At 52.4% G+C, this 12,506-nt stretch carries 16 protein-coding genes, 2 tRNA genes and 1 pseudogene; 7 read left to right on the top strand and 12 right to left on the bottom strand.

Annotated features, from left to right (window positions below):
• Positions 1-327: 327 nt before the first annotated feature.
• Entirely contained in the window at positions 328-495 is a 168-nt protein-coding gene (gene ymcF, locus PMPD1_RS22865) for a cold shock small protein YmcF (RefSeq protein ID WP_435529713.1), read from the bottom strand.
• Between the two features lie 67 nt (positions 496-562).
• The gene (locus PMPD1_RS06690) at positions 563-775 is read right to left on the bottom strand and encodes a DUF2767 family protein (RefSeq protein WP_173633303.1); all 213 of its coding nucleotides are present in this window, start codon (positions 773-775) and stop codon (positions 563-565) included.
• 84 nt (positions 776-859) lie between these two features.
• Between PMPD1_RS06690 and PMPD1_RS22700 the strand changes: the two are divergent.
• The 3 genes and pseudogenes from PMPD1_RS22700 (at position 860) to PMPD1_RS06680 (ending at position 2,554) form a co-directional block, all read left to right on the top strand.
• A pseudogene (locus PMPD1_RS22700) lies at positions 860-1,155 on the top strand (Hcp family type VI secretion system effector).
• A 302-nt stretch (positions 1,156-1,457) separates the two neighbouring features.
• The gene (locus PMPD1_RS06685; protein ID WP_354292805.1) at positions 1,458-2,123 is read left to right on the top strand and encodes a DUF8812 domain-containing protein; all 666 of its coding nucleotides are present in this window, start codon (positions 1,458-1,460) and stop codon (positions 2,121-2,123) included.
• Positions 2,120-2,554 carry a lysozyme inhibitor LprI family protein gene (locus tag PMPD1_RS06680; protein ID WP_173633302.1) on the top strand — a complete coding sequence of 145 codons (435 nt, stop codon included), beginning with the start codon at positions 2,120-2,122 and terminating at the stop codon, positions 2,552-2,554. Before PMPD1_RS06685 ends, PMPD1_RS06680 begins: the two co-directional genes overlap by 4 nt.
• A 38-nt stretch (positions 2,555-2,592) precedes the next feature.
• On the opposite strand, the gene PMPD1_RS06675 is transcribed toward PMPD1_RS06680, so the two are convergent.
• The 3 genes from PMPD1_RS06675 to PMPD1_RS22860 all read right to left on the bottom strand — a co-directional run bounded on the left by PMPD1_RS06675 (position 2,593) and on the right by PMPD1_RS22860 (position 3,004).
• A tRNA-Gly gene (locus tag PMPD1_RS06675) sits at positions 2,593-2,666 on the bottom strand.
• A gap of 1 nt (position 2,667) precedes the next feature.
• Positions 2,668-2,743, bottom strand: a tRNA-Lys gene (locus PMPD1_RS06670).
• Between the two features lie 99 nt (positions 2,744-2,842).
• On the bottom strand, positions 2,843-3,004 hold the full coding sequence (locus PMPD1_RS22860; RefSeq protein ID WP_173633301.1) for a hypothetical protein: 162 nt from the start codon (positions 3,002-3,004) through the stop codon (positions 2,843-2,845).
• A gap of 97 nt (positions 3,005-3,101) precedes the next feature.
• Between PMPD1_RS22860 and PMPD1_RS06660 the strand changes: the two genes are divergently transcribed.
• From PMPD1_RS06660 to PMPD1_RS06650, 3 genes are all read left to right on the top strand, one after another.
• Positions 3,102-3,965, top strand: a complete 864-nt coding sequence (locus PMPD1_RS06660) for an aldo/keto reductase family oxidoreductase (RefSeq protein WP_173633300.1) — start codon at positions 3,102-3,104, stop codon at positions 3,963-3,965.
• Between the two features lie 196 nt (positions 3,966-4,161).
• Entirely contained in the window at positions 4,162-4,341 is a 180-nt protein-coding gene (locus PMPD1_RS06655; RefSeq protein WP_173633299.1) for a hypothetical protein, read from the top strand.
• 11 nt (positions 4,342-4,352) lie between these two features.
• Positions 4,353-5,939, top strand: coding sequence for an HrpF/NolX family T3SS translocon protein (locus tag PMPD1_RS06650; protein WP_354292803.1), 1,587 nt, complete (start codon positions 4,353-4,355; stop codon positions 5,937-5,939).
• A gap of 7 nt (positions 5,940-5,946) precedes the next feature.
• Here the strand turns inward: PMPD1_RS06650 and PMPD1_RS06645 are convergent, their stop codons facing one another.
• The 7 genes from PMPD1_RS06645 to PMPD1_RS06615 all read right to left on the bottom strand — a co-directional run bounded on the left by PMPD1_RS06645 (position 5,947) and on the right by PMPD1_RS06615 (position 11,846).
• The gene (locus PMPD1_RS06645) at positions 5,947-6,468 is read right to left on the bottom strand and encodes a DUF3833 domain-containing protein (RefSeq protein ID WP_173633298.1); all 522 of its coding nucleotides are present in this window, start codon (positions 6,466-6,468) and stop codon (positions 5,947-5,949) included.
• Between the two features lie 73 nt (positions 6,469-6,541).
• On the bottom strand, positions 6,542-7,762 hold the full coding sequence (locus tag PMPD1_RS06640; protein ID WP_173633297.1) for an SAM-dependent methyltransferase: 1,221 nt from the start codon (positions 7,760-7,762) through the stop codon (positions 6,542-6,544).
• Positions 7,763-7,767: 5 nt separating this feature from the next.
• Positions 7,768-8,481, bottom strand: coding sequence for a DUF1365 domain-containing protein (locus tag PMPD1_RS06635; protein WP_173633296.1), 714 nt, complete (start codon positions 8,479-8,481; stop codon positions 7,768-7,770).
• A gap of 1 nt (position 8,482) precedes the next feature.
• Entirely contained in the window at positions 8,483-9,742 is a 1,260-nt protein-coding gene (locus PMPD1_RS06630; RefSeq protein WP_173633295.1) for an NAD(P)/FAD-dependent oxidoreductase, read from the bottom strand.
• Positions 9,739-10,458 (bottom strand): SDR family NAD(P)-dependent oxidoreductase, encoded by a 720-nt coding sequence (locus tag PMPD1_RS06625; RefSeq protein ID WP_173633294.1) that lies wholly within the window; start codon positions 10,456-10,458, stop codon positions 9,739-9,741. The genes PMPD1_RS06630 and PMPD1_RS06625 overlap by 4 nt, the downstream gene beginning before the upstream one ends.
• Positions 10,455-10,889 carry a nuclear transport factor 2 family protein gene (locus tag PMPD1_RS06620; RefSeq protein WP_173633293.1) on the bottom strand — a complete coding sequence of 145 codons (435 nt, stop codon included), beginning with the start codon at positions 10,887-10,889 and terminating at the stop codon, positions 10,455-10,457. Before PMPD1_RS06620 ends, PMPD1_RS06625 begins: the two co-directional genes overlap by 4 nt.
• A 228-nt stretch (positions 10,890-11,117) precedes the next feature.
• Positions 11,118-11,846 (bottom strand): MerR family transcriptional regulator, encoded by a 729-nt coding sequence (locus tag PMPD1_RS06615; RefSeq protein WP_173633292.1) that lies wholly within the window; start codon positions 11,844-11,846, stop codon positions 11,118-11,120.
• Between the two features lie 117 nt (positions 11,847-11,963).
• Between PMPD1_RS06615 and blc the strand changes: the two genes are divergently transcribed.
• On the top strand, positions 11,964-12,488 hold the full coding sequence (blc, locus tag PMPD1_RS06610) for an outer membrane lipoprotein Blc (protein WP_173633291.1): 525 nt from the start codon (positions 11,964-11,966) through the stop codon (positions 12,486-12,488).
• Positions 12,489-12,506 lie beyond the last annotated feature (18 nt).

The raw sequence follows: 12,506 nt of genomic DNA, 5'->3' as shown, positions 1-12,506 counted from the left end.
TGTTTCGTTTAGACATGTATATACAAGAAGCGTGCCAAAAAAAGCGCAGCGAGGATCTGCGACATCTTATTGAAAATACATTAACTTGGTAGCTAGGGTGTTGCACAGTGACAGTGCCTGACGCAGCGATTAGAGCAAAAACAGTGCAATTGAGAAAGAAGGAAACAATCTAACGAAAGAACAGAATGGTCTAACCGAATGCGCATCACAGCCCGTTAATTCCCTGGCGGGAATAATTGCCGTATCGCTAATGGTGTGGGTGAATTACTCTGTCGACCGGTATCATAATCCCCCCGCGCGCAAACACGGAGGCGACGATAAAAAGTGTTATATCGCGTTGTCCATTGCCTTGTAACTAACGACCATGGTGGATTTACAGAAGATACAGAAAGTGCCGTGAGGATTTTTGGGCGTGACGTTCGTCATTGAGCGACGATATTGATGACCACTACAGGATGGGCATCTAAATTTTAATATTAAGATAATAACCTTCATTTTTTGATATAAGAGCCTGCATCATGGCACATTTATTCGCCGCCGTCTGTTTTATTTATCAGCGCGGCTACCCTTCTGTTAACACCCTGATGATGGTTTCGTAATACTTATCTTCGTCTCGATCGTCCCTGTCGCGACGCTCTTGAGAAAGCCGGGCCGCGATCGCTTGCTGGGTTATCTTGCCCCCTTCTCGGTGGAGGTTGAATACCGCATCGCCGAGAATTTTGCATAGCGTACCGTAGTGCTCTTCACTGTTAAACGCATCGAAAATATCACTCATCTCCGTCTCCTTAGACGCCAGTTTCCTTAAAACCTTAGTACATAATGCGTGAGAGGCTAAAAAAGCTTTCTACGCGTCAGCGGTATCAGCGGCGAATCACAAAACACAACGCATAAAGGCTAGACTGACATTATTTCGATGGATTGAGGAGCGTCACAGCCGGGTAACATGGCTGTAGGCGGTGGTGCCTGATAACGCTTGAATATATGCTGATTATCGGCGTAAGCTTTGACCGCACACAGGGTGGCGAAACGCTGGCTATGCGCTACAACTTCCGAGCGTAGAAAGTAAGCCAGCAGTACCAGAAGCAGACCGCCAGCGACGGTAAAGGCCCGGAAGTGTCAGCGGGCTGGAATATAAAAGAGAATCGCGAAAGGTAACGGACCCTGCCGCGCTTACTGGCGTGGCAATATGAAAGGAGTAACACAACCATGCCTTACCACTCACCCCGCGTATTTCGTCCCACAGGCTCGATTGGCGTCTTTGGTGCTAACACTCCGGAAGAAGTGAAAACGCTCCAGAAAATGATGATTAATGCCGGTTACAACCACATACATGGCAACAACCTTCGCGCCACCGGCCCTGTGACCCAGAAACCAAAGCGGCGATTATCTGGTATCAGCGTTTACTGAATATGTCGCCCTCCGGCGTGGTCCATCCTCAGGAAGTCTGGTTTTTCACGATGTTCAGCAAAGCTACCGCGCCACACTGGCGGCCCCGCGATACCGGCCCGCTACATGTTCGTGAGGGGCAAATCACGTTTGATGCCGAAGGCGTCGATTATCTCACGGCTGTAGAACCGTTCAAACAGCCAGAAAATATGCGGAATTTTTCACGTGTGCTGCATTGTCCGGATAAATATTCTGGCGTCACTATTGGGCGAGGCTATGATATGAAAGAGCGTAGTACAGGCGAGATAATGACGCATATAAGACAATCTGGCATTGAAGAATATAAGGCAGTAATTTGTTCAAAGGCCGCTGGACTCTTTGGCCGTCATGCCAAAAATTTTATAAGCGCTTACGGCTCCTTAGCTGGAGAAATAACCCACCTGCAACAAATCAGATTGTTTGAAGTTTCATACAGGGAAAAACGCGAGTATGCCCGTGGAGTATACTCTCGCCGTTCGACCCGCACCGCAAACGCTCTTAAATGGGAGCATATTGATAGTAAGATCCGTGAAACCTTCGTTGATATAGTGTACCAAGGGATTCCGGGTCTCGACCCACTAATAAACCTTATTGCATCTGGCGGAAGCAGGAACGATATAATAAAAAGCATTGAGAATGATCCACGACAAAGAAACTATCCGGAAAGATTACGGGCAAGAGTAAGGAATTTAAGATGATACGTTATTTTTTACCATTATTTTTTGTTTCCAACTTTGCAGTTGCATCATTACAACCTGTTGAAAATTCATTCGAAGTTGATGAGTGCATTAAAAAATTTAAAGATCAAAATATTGACTGCCTTGATAAGGCAATTACCACTTCAGAAAATGCACTTAACAGCACATATCAAAAAAAACTAAACGAGATTAGCAATTTTAATCCTGAAAACTGGTGGATGGGTAACAAAGAACAAAAAGATGAAATGTTAAAAAACTTCAAAGAAAACCAAAGACAATGGATTAGCTATCGAGATAAATATTGTAGTATTGCATTGACTCAATATCAAAATTCGAATCATCTGGGGGAAGTACAAACAAGCTGTGAGTTAAACATGAACAAAAGAAGAATTGATGAAATAAAAATGTTTTCTGTTTCATCGGATGATTAGTATCTGGATAGGTGAAAAGAACTTGAGATAGGGTTGTTTGGAGCGGGTAACGGGAATCGAACCCGTGTCACCAGCTTGGGAAGCTGGGGTAATACCATTATACGATACCCGCTTGGTGGGTCGTGCAGGGTTCGAACCTGCGACCAATTGATTAAGAGTCAACTGCTCTACCAACTGAGCTAACGACCCAATGCGGGCATTATTCTATGCCTGTCAGTAAGTTACCGCAAGCCGTTTTCACAAATAACAATCGAAATACTGATTTACACCGCCGTTTCCCGGACAAAATCAATAAAGGCGCGAAGCGGTGCCGGGATCAAACGCCGGTCGGGATAATAGAGCCGGGGGCCGGGAAACGATGGCCACCAGGGTTACCCGCGCCGCTTCACGAAACCCACCCGCTTGCGCCACCGCAACCACCGCATGCAACAAAGCGATGTCCACTTTCATTGTCCGCCACTCCGTACAGTCTGTCGTTATTTTGCCCGATAGTTGCACAGCGCCGGAGACGATACAATCGACAAGTCACTCACTCAGGAGGTACCCCATGTCTCACTTTCCCCTGACTTATCAGTTAGGCGATCGCCAGGTCGGCCGTCTCGGTTATGGCGCGATGCAACTTGCCGGTGCTGGCGTCTTCGGGCCGCCCGCCAATGAAGCGCGCGCGCTCCAGGTATTACGGGAGGCGATTGAAGCTGGCGTTCGCCATATTGATACCAGCGATTTTTATGGTCCGCATATTACTAACCAACTCATCAAAAAGGCGCTGCATCCCTATCCTGACGATCTGTGTATCGTCACCAAAATCGGCGCACGACGTGATGAAAAAGGGAACTGGCTTCCTGCCTTTAGCGCCGAAGAGTTGACGCGCGCGGTGGAGGACAACCTACGCCATTTAGGATTGGATGTGTTGGAGGTGGTGAACTTACGCAGCATGTTCAACACACATCACCCGCAAGAAGGTGCGTTGGATGAACAACTGGCCGCGTTGGTTAAGTTAAAAGAACGTGGGCTGATTCGCCATATTGGCTTGAGTAATGTGACGGCGAAACAGATTGATGACGCGCAAAAAGTGACGCCGATTGTCTGTGTGCAAAATCTCTATAATCTGGCGCACCGTGAAGATGATGCGTTGGTTGATCGGCTCGCCGCACAGAATATCGCCTGGGTGCCATTTTTCCCACTTGGCGGTTTCTCACCGCTGCAATCCGAGGCGTTAAGTGAGGTGGCGCAATCGCTCTACGCGACGCCGATGCAGGTTGCACTGGCGTGGCTGTTACAACGTTCACCGAACATTCTGTTGATCCCCGGCACCTCATCGCCGCAGCATCTCCATGAAAACCTCGCCAGCGCACGATTGACGTTGCCCGAAGCCGCGCGCGAGCAGCTTAACCAGATCGGCCAGCCTTAACGCAGACTACGCCGCCATAGATTGGTTACGGTTGTTGGCGGCATCTTCTTCATTCGACTTCGCACGGTCAAATTACCAATTCCACGGCATCCATTGATGAGTCAACGCAAACATCACTATTTCAAGGACGATAACAAAAGTTAATAAAACGCCCAGCTTATGGTTGCATATCCAGTTAATCATCAGGCAGTTACCGGTGGCTAAAATGAAAAAGCGGGGCGTCATGATTCGCGTTTTATCGGCGCTCTCCGCCAGCATGCAGGTAATCTTAGCAGGGGTTACTCACTCGCGGATATGCGCGGATACCGTTATCGAAGAAAATCCGGAACTCGCGGCGCTGAAAAACCACCTAACCATCAAACGTTCTCTTATCTGAGGGGAAAATGCATGCGTCTATCTGGTTTCTCACCGTCCAACTTCACCGGGCCTCGTAGCGCCGATCTGCCCGCGAAAGGCGCGCCGATAACACAGCAGCCCGAGATGAAAGGCGCGAAATCCACTCCCCTCTCCTTTATGTCATCCACACCGTCTAATGCAAGTAGTGAAACCTTATTTCCCAACAAGAACGCCGTGATACCGCAGAAAAACGCACCATCCGACGCACTATCTCTTGGTTCTCTCTTCAGGCAAATGATGTCATTCGTTTCGGGTAATCAGCCCGCTTCCCCGGCGAATACCGCCACTTCAGACAGCGCTCAGCCTTTGCCGCTAACGGGTTCAGGCCAGAATGACCAAATGTCCTTTGAAGAGGTGGTCACTACCCTGGGGCGGCATGAAGACCTTCTCAACAAGCCTCATGACCGTGCGGGGCTGGAAAAAATACGCGATGACCCTAAAACGCCAACCGATGCTAAAAAAGCGCTGGATACCCTGCTGAAAAATTCAGCCATGTTTGATGCCATTGATCCGGCAAAGAATGGGAAAAGCGACGGGAAAATCAGTTCGAAAGACATTCGTAAATGGCAGGATAACCCAGCCATTAAGCAGTATGCCGACGCCAAAGCGGAAACCTACACCCACGATTATGTTCCGTCGGATGCCAAACCTGGCAGCCCGCCGCGCGACATGTCAGCCAACGATGCGATGCGCGAACTGTATCTCTATTCAGAAAGCCTGCCGAAAAATATTAATCTGGACACGCTGCGCAAGGTAGCCAATGGTTCACAAGATATGGGCAAGTGCCCGCCGCAAGTTGCCGCCGCGGCTAAGTTTTTTACCGATCATCCCGCTCAATGGAAAAAATTTACCGGCAAAGATGATCCCAACGCCAGCGTTTCCCGCGATCGGATGTGTGACCTCGCCTCGTATAATGTGAAGCTCTCGCCGCAAGAGAGCAAAGCGATTGATACCCTAAAAAATAATGAGGATATCTTTTTCAAAGGCGGTGGTATCAATCCGAAGAAATTAACCCAGATCGCCAACGATAAAAATAATAGCCCGGAAGTGCGCGACGCCGCTAACCTACTCAGCCAGCCTAACTCGATGCTCTTCTCAATGTTGGATAACGGCAAACATGGCGCCGGGGGCAATTTCTTTAATAAAGCCAATGACCATAATATCGGTAAAGGTGACCTGGATGCCTTTATCAGTAAGGGTTCCCATCAAACCGCCCCGCCGCCTCGGCTCGCCGGGCCAGCCAATGATCCGATCTCTGCTTCCGCCGTTGAGGATATGAATGTTGGCCAGGAAACCCAGCCTGATGAGAAGAAAGAGAAAGGCGGCGGTATCTTTAAGTTGCTTGATGCCTTGAGCTTTTTGACGGTGCTGATCCCTGGCGCCGGAGAAATAGGTCTGGCGGCGAATGCCGGTCGCGCTGCGATTACGGCAGCGGCAAAAGAAGGCCTAAAACAGGGAGTGAAGGACGGCGTGAAAGAGGGGGTGAAGGATGGCGCGCATCAGGCAATGGATGCGGCCCAGAACGCTACAGCCGGTAATCAGCAGGTGAATGGCCCAAGGGTTTGGGCACAAAGTTAACGGCACCTCATCGGCTGAAGAAAAGCGTCACCGTGCCGACAGTGACACCAAATTTTTTCATCGCGGTTTTATTGAAAAGGTGCGTCTGGTCCTGCAGATACATCCAGTCATCAAAGTGCAGCAGCCAAGTGCTACCCTTGGCTGTCACGTTCATGCTGTAGCGCCAGTTGAAAGCGTTACCCGCCGCCTGACCTGTGGCGACACCGTCAATATCACCTGCGGTGCCTGTATAGCGCCCGGTATCGGTGCGCCGGATATGCCACACCCGCTGCTGCCGCTCACCATCGTCATAGACAAAGCGCTCATTGAGGGTCAGCGTGTCCCCCTTCACATCACCATCGACATCAACGTGGAAGCGACGAAGCTGTTTACCACTGCGATCCTGCACCATCCCCCACGCCTCCGTTTTTCCCTGAAAATAGTGGAAAATGTCGAGCGCAGGCTGCTGAGTGTGGTAATCACTAATCTCGGTACTACAGCCGACCAGCAGCATCAGCATGAGCAGGCTTATTGTCAGGATGCGTTTCATTTTTGACCTCCGATCAACTGCTGTCGCAGTTCTGGATATTGCGTGCGCGGATTAAGCCCGCCAGATAGCCTCTTCATACGCGCTCTGCGGTTAACTGCACTACGCTGATCGTCCGCGCGTTAAAACCGGCCTCACAGTAGCCGAAGTAGTAGAGCCACATGCGGCGGAAACGGTCATCAAAGCCCAGTTTTTCGATCTCTTGCCAGGCGTTAAGAAAACGTTGCCGCCAGTGCGCCAGTGTGCGGGCATAGTCTGGCCCCATATCGAACAGATTGCGCACGACAAAATCCGTGTGGCGGGTCATTAGCTCACTCATCGCTGTAATGCTGGGTAAAAAGCCGCCGGGAAAGATGTAGCGCTGGATAAAATCAACGTTTTTACTGTAGTTGTGGTAGCGCTGGTCCTGAATGGTAATCGCCTGAATCGCCATTTTTCCTCCAGGGCGCAGACGCGCCTGGCAGGTACGGAAGAACGCGGGCAGGTAGCGTTGCCCCACGGCTTCGATCATCTCGACCGAGACCAGCTTGTCATATTCGCCGGTCAGATCGCGATAGTCGCACAGGAGCACCTCAACCCGGTCCTGCAACCCGGCGCGCGCAATGCGGGCTTTCGCCCAACTGAACTGCTCCTGTGAGAGCGTAGTGGTGGTGACACGACAGCCGAAGTAACGTGCAGCATATTCCGCCATCGCGCCCCAGCCGGTGCCGATTTCCAGCAGATGGTCGTTAGCCGTTAGCGCCAACTGTTCACACAGCCGTGCCATTTTTGCCTGCTGCGCGCGGGTGAGATCTTGCTCATCCGCGGTGAATAGCGCGCTGGAGTAGAGCAGTTCTTTATCGAGGAAGTGCGCGTAAAATTCATTCCCCAGGTCATAGTGTGCGGCGATGTTCTCCCGCGCCTGCCGCCGGTGATTACGCCGCGTCCAGTGGCGCAGACGTTCAATGGGCCTACCCAGCAGCCGGAACCCGCTTTCCAGCCGCCCTAGCAGGTTGCTGTTCAGCGCCAGCAGTTGCAGTAGTGAGGTGAGCTGCTGCGTTTCCCACTCGGCATCCATCCAGGCTTCAGCGGCAGCAAGACTTCCTCCGGTCAGCACCCGCCAGTACACGCTGGTCGAACGGATCTGCACGTCCGCGCTCAGCGCAGAAGAAGCATCGCCAAAATGAAAGGCCTGCCCTCCCTCACGAAGGGTCAGTGATCCCCCCCGGATACCGCTTAGCAGGCGAAAAAGCAGCCTACGCGCAATACGGTCGCTGCACGGAATATCGGGTTGAAGCGCAAAGGCGGGATCGGTCATGGGCATTAACTCCTGCTTGCGGGATGGTTGTAAATGGGTACACGTTTGAGCCATAGGCGTAACGCCTGCCAGTAAATGGCTAACAGGGTTTTCAGCGTCATCAGCGGGAGGCGCATCAGCAGTGACGACAGATTTTTGCGCGTCAGTGGCTCACGCCGCAGCATCAACGTGGCATCAAAGACTTTCGACGCCTGATGATTTTCGATATGCATATGCAGCGTTTTGCCCGGGCTGTTGAAACGCCAGTGATAAACCATGTCCATCGGGTTAAAGGGAGAAACGTGAAAGGCTTTTTCCAGTGGACGCACTGCCTGACCATCAACGGCATAATAGTGCCGTTCATTCCACGGCGTGTTCCTTACCTCGGCAAGCACCCAGCGCAGGCTGCCTGCTGAGTTATAGCAGTAATAAAAATTCACCGGATTAAAGTGGAACCCGAAGTAGCGGAGCTGGGTCAGAAGCATGACGCGCCCCTCCGGGCGCTCACCTGTTAGGCTTTCCAGCCGGTCAAGCACCTTCCCTTTAAGCGGCATGCCAAGCGGATAATCCGCATCATGAAAGGCGGCGGCGGCGAAACGGTTCCGGCGGATACCGACCGATGAAAGCGCATCCAGTTCATCCAAATCGAGCCAGGCCATAAACACGCGATAGCAAAAATGATGCGTTTTCGGCTGAAGCCGGCGATGACGTAGCACGCCCTGGTACAGGCAACTGTTCATCTTATCTCCCCTCCCCGGCGGCAATCCCTTTCACCACATCCAAGGCACTACGTACCCCATCCTCATGAAATCCGTTGTACCAGTAAGCGCCGCAGAACCAGCTTCTTCGGTGACCATTAATCTCACCCCGACGCGCCTGAGCGTGCCAGCTTGTGGGATTAAAGAGCGGATGTTCATAGACAAAACGCTGCCAAATGTAACGGTCGTCAATCGGGGTTTCAGGGTTCAGGGTCACGCAGAACAACGGAGCATCGGCAGGCAGCCCCTGCAAAATATTCATGTTATAGGTGACGCAGGCACGGATTTGATCCCGATCGCTCAGGCGATAGTTCCAGCTTGCCCAGGCCCGTTCGCGAACCGGCAGCCAGCGCCGATCGCTGTGTAGCACCACCTCGTTGCGCTGCCAGCCAATATCGCCCAGCACGTCGCGTTCAGCCTGGGTGGGGTTATCAAGCATCGCCAGCGCCTGAGAAGAGTGACAGGCAAAAATCACCTGATCGAACGCGTGACTGGCGTTTTCAAGCTGAATATTTACGCCTGTATCATCACGGGTCACCTGCTGCACCGGGGCGTTAAGATGCAGGCTTATGCGATCGCCCAGTTGAGCCAGGATCGCACGGATGTACTCCCGCGAACCGCCGGGAACAACGTACCACTGCGGGCGATGCGTAATATCAAGCAGCCCATGATGCTCAAAGAAACGCAGGAATAACGGCAGTGGAAAACGGCGCATCTCTTGCAGCGAGGAAGACCAGATAGCGGCCCCCATCGGCAGAATATAGTGGCGCGCGAAAAACGCGCTGAAGCGGTGCTTTTCGAGGAAAGTCTGCAGCGTGGCTCGCGGATCAATATCCTCCGCCAGCGCCACTTTTGCACGACGGTTAAAGCGAACAATCTCTTTCAGCAATTGCCAGAATGCCGGGTTCACCAGATTTCGGCGCTGCGCGAACAGCGAGGTAAGCGTGTGTCCGTTGTACTCCAGCCCGCTTTGCGGGTTGTGTACCGAAAAACTCATCTCCGTCTTTTGTCCGCTGATGCCCAACTCACTCAGTAGCCCCATAAAGCGCGGATAGGTTCGGTCGTTATAGACAATAAATCCCGTGTCGATGGCATAGGTTCCCTGCGGCGTGGCGATATCCACCGTGGCGGTATGACCGCCAACCCGGGGTTCTGCTTCAAACAGCGTAACCTGATGATGTCCGGCAAGCCGCCAGGCACAGGTTAGCCCGGCAATACCACTGCCAATAATGGCGATGTTCATCGGCGTACCATCCGGCGCAGCAATGCCCGTTGAAGCAACGCCGGCAGCCCGGCAAGCAGGTTCATCATTAGGCTGAACCCGACCGGGAAAGCAATATGATTTTTGCCCTTCGCCAGACCACGACGGATCGCCTTAACCGCCTGTTCCACAGTGACCTGGCCGGGCATGGCAAAATCATTTTTACGGGTCAAAGGCGTATCGACAAACCCGGGAAAAACCACCGTGAGAGCAATCCCTTTCGGCTCCCAATCCAGGCGCAGGCTGTTAGCAAACCAAGTCAATGCGGCTTTCGAGGCGCCATACGCCTCTGCGCGTGGGAAAGGCAGCCAGTGTGCCATTGAGCTAACCAGCACTACGCGGTTACCGGCAACCAGTTGGGGTTGAAGTGCGGCCAGGCAGTTCACCGGGCCAAGAAAATTGGTGGTCATTACCCGCTCGACTAAGGCTGCATCCACCTTGCCGTTCTCCAGATATTCGCAGGTTCCCGCGCAGAGAATAATCAGATCGGCGTGGCACTCTTTCAGCGCCTGACAACAGGCAACCCTGTCGGTCATATCGAACTGACGGACCGTGATGTTCGGGCTGGACTGCCGTAGTGATGCTAGCCGTGCCGGATCCCGTCCGCAGGCAATGACGTGGCAACCCTCATCGGCCCAGGACTTTGCAAGCCCGGCGCCAATGCCGGAACTTGCACCCGTGATCAGGACCGTTGTCATGCACTGACCCTTTTTTTCACGCTACGTACCGCCCAGCCCAGCAGGGGAAGATGCTCGTAGAGCATCTCTCCGGCATCGTAGTAATCCCGCTGACGAATAATCAGGTCATCCCGGATTTCCGCAACTGAGCAGCCCGGCAGGCTCAGCGCCTCTCCTCCGGCAATCTTCGGGTGTGACCAGTGCATGGTCCAGGTCATGGCAAAACGTGAACCATCGCAAAATGGGGGATCGATGGAAAAGCGGCAGTACGCTACGCTGGCAAGCAGATGCGTGAAATAGCGCTGGATGGCCGCCAGGCCGTGATATGCACCAAACGGATCAATCAGTATGGCGTCCGTGTCATAGAGGCAGTCAAGCGCCGAGGGCGACTGCGTGTCCAACCCGGCGTAGTACTGAACAAACTTCTCAATGACCGATGGCGTTGTGCACATGATTCTCATCCTGGTTATAAAGCGCGTGGCGTAATTGCATAGTTAAAACTTATACAAACAAATATATTTGTACAAGTTTAGGGTGGATTAATTTTTATTTATATTAAATTTTAAAAGGTTATAAACTTTAAATAGTGCGCTATATAACTGTTTTTTGGTAAGCATTGATCAATCCGCAGTTTTTTCTGTGGATTGATTCGTGGCTGGGTGTGAAGGGGTAAAACGGAATTACAGCGGAATAACCTCAATAGCAACGCCCTGCTGCTGCCAGCGTTCAATCTGCTTTTTGCGTACTGCAGTGAGCTTGCCGGTCGTGACCAGCAGCCATTTTCGTTCAGGAAAAATTTCCGGCGCCAGGGCGGCAGGTGGCACCGGAAGCACGTCAATGCGATGCCCCTGCCCGGTGCGCCTGAGCGCTTCGAGCCAGATTTCGCAGGGATCGGTCAGATGCCAGCCGGTAATCAGGTAGTTATCGCCGGGCGCACGTTTATCGCCTTCAAGGCAAAACGAGGTGTAGGCGATGATGATGCCGTCAAGGATTTCGCGCAGGGTCAGCATGGCCGCGATGTTGGCCGACAGTTTACTGCGCAACGGCCGCAATACTTCGGTGACCAGTTCCGGACGGGGATATTCGCGACCAGAATCATAGAGAAGCTGACGCAGGGATTCGATTTTCCCCTCGTTCAGCCGCTGGTACATACTCTCCTGCAGAGCACACCAGTTGTTTGTCCTGCGTGGTTCTGGGCGTGCCAGCAGCGTTTTCACCTGGCTGATGGGGACGCCTTTTCTCACCCAGTCGAGAATTCTGAGCGCCTGTTGAATATCCGCATCACTGTACAGGCGATGTCCGCCATCGGTACGCATCGGTTTAAGCAGGCCGTAACGGTTTTGCCAGGCGCGCAACGTGGTCGCGTTTATCCCGCAAAGACGGGCGAATTCGCCGATGGAGTAAGTCATTAAGAACACCTGATTACCAACAATACACTCAATATACTATGAAATTTGCCGGGCTGGATGACGTGTAGAAAGTTTGATCTACACTCTAGGTTCTCTGCGCAGATGAAAGGCGTTCTCATGAAGTTATTGCCTGTTGTAACCAGTGTTGCGGTTGCGCTGACCCTGGTTGCCTGTAAATCTCCCAAGCCCCCAAAAGGCGTTCAGCCTGTCACAGGCTTTGATGCAAACCGCTATCTGGGAAAATGGTATGAAGTGGCCCGTCTTGAAAACCGCTTCGAACGTGGCCTCGAGCAGGTCACTGCCACCTATGGTAAACGCCGGGATGGCGGCATTAGCGTGCTTAACCGTGGGTACGATCCGGTGAAGAACCGCTGGAGCGCGAGTGAAGGAAAGGCGTATTTCACCGGCAAGCCGACTACCGCGGCACTAAAAGTTTCATTCTTTGGGCCGTTTTACGGCGGATATAATGTGATCAGGCTGGATGAAGATTACCAATATGCGCTGGTCAGTGGCCCGAACCGCGACTATCTGTGGCTTCTGTCCCGCACGCCTGCTATTCCGGACTCTGTGAAGCAGGATTACCTTAATACCGCTCGCGGTTTGGGTTTCCGGGTCAGTCAGTTAGTGTGGGCGAAGCAGTAATTCTCTCCCTAACTGCCC

It is taken from the genome of Paramixta manurensis (assembly GCF_013285385.1).
Taxonomy (GTDB): domain Bacteria; phylum Pseudomonadota; class Gammaproteobacteria; order Enterobacterales; family Enterobacteriaceae; genus Paramixta; species Paramixta manurensis.
The sequence above is the reverse complement of the archived record's forward strand: the minus strand, read 5'-3'. Positions and strand labels throughout refer to the sequence as shown.

Excerpts from the sequence above, each read along its gene's own strand:
- PMPD1_RS22860 (WP_173633301.1), bottom strand. The coding sequence starts at position 3,004 with ATGAAAGTGGACATCGCTTTGTTGCATGCGGTGGTTGCGGTGGCGCAA.
- PMPD1_RS06660 (WP_173633300.1), top strand. The coding sequence starts at position 3,102 with ATGTCTCACTTTCCCCTGACTTATCAGTTAGGCGATCGCCAGGTCGGC.
- PMPD1_RS06690 (WP_173633303.1), bottom strand. The coding sequence starts at position 775 with ATGAGTGATATTTTCGATGCGTTTAACAGTGAAGAGCACTACGGTACG.
- PMPD1_RS06625 (WP_173633294.1), bottom strand. The coding sequence starts at position 10,458 with ATGACAACGGTCCTGATCACGGGTGCAAGTTCCGGCATTGGCGCCGGG.
- PMPD1_RS06685 (WP_354292805.1), top strand. The coding sequence starts at position 1,458 with ATGTTCAGCAAAGCTACCGCGCCACACTGGCGGCCCCGCGATACCGGC.
- blc (WP_173633291.1), top strand. The coding sequence starts at position 11,964 with ATGAAGTTATTGCCTGTTGTAACCAGTGTTGCGGTTGCGCTGACCCTG.
- ymcF (WP_435529713.1), bottom strand. The coding sequence starts at position 495 with ATGAAGGTTATTATCTTAATATTAAAATTTAGATGCCCATCCTGTAGT.
- PMPD1_RS06635 (WP_173633296.1), bottom strand. The coding sequence starts at position 8,481 with ATGAACAGTTGCCTGTACCAGGGCGTGCTACGTCATCGCCGGCTTCAG.
- PMPD1_RS06630 (WP_173633295.1), bottom strand. The coding sequence starts at position 9,742 with ATGAACATCGCCATTATTGGCAGTGGTATTGCCGGGCTAACCTGTGCC.
- PMPD1_RS06650 (WP_354292803.1), top strand. The coding sequence starts at position 4,353 with ATGCGTCTATCTGGTTTCTCACCGTCCAACTTCACCGGGCCTCGTAGC.
- PMPD1_RS06680 (WP_173633302.1), top strand. The coding sequence starts at position 2,120 with ATGATACGTTATTTTTTACCATTATTTTTTGTTTCCAACTTTGCAGTT.
- PMPD1_RS06615 (WP_173633292.1), bottom strand. The coding sequence starts at position 11,846 with ATGACTTACTCCATCGGCGAATTCGCCCGTCTTTGCGGGATAAACGCG.
- PMPD1_RS06620 (WP_173633293.1), bottom strand. The coding sequence starts at position 10,889 with ATGTGCACAACGCCATCGGTCATTGAGAAGTTTGTTCAGTACTACGCC.
- PMPD1_RS06640 (WP_173633297.1), bottom strand. The coding sequence starts at position 7,762 with ATGACCGATCCCGCCTTTGCGCTTCAACCCGATATTCCGTGCAGCGAC.
- PMPD1_RS06645 (WP_173633298.1), bottom strand. The coding sequence starts at position 6,468 with ATGAAACGCATCCTGACAATAAGCCTGCTCATGCTGATGCTGCTGGTC.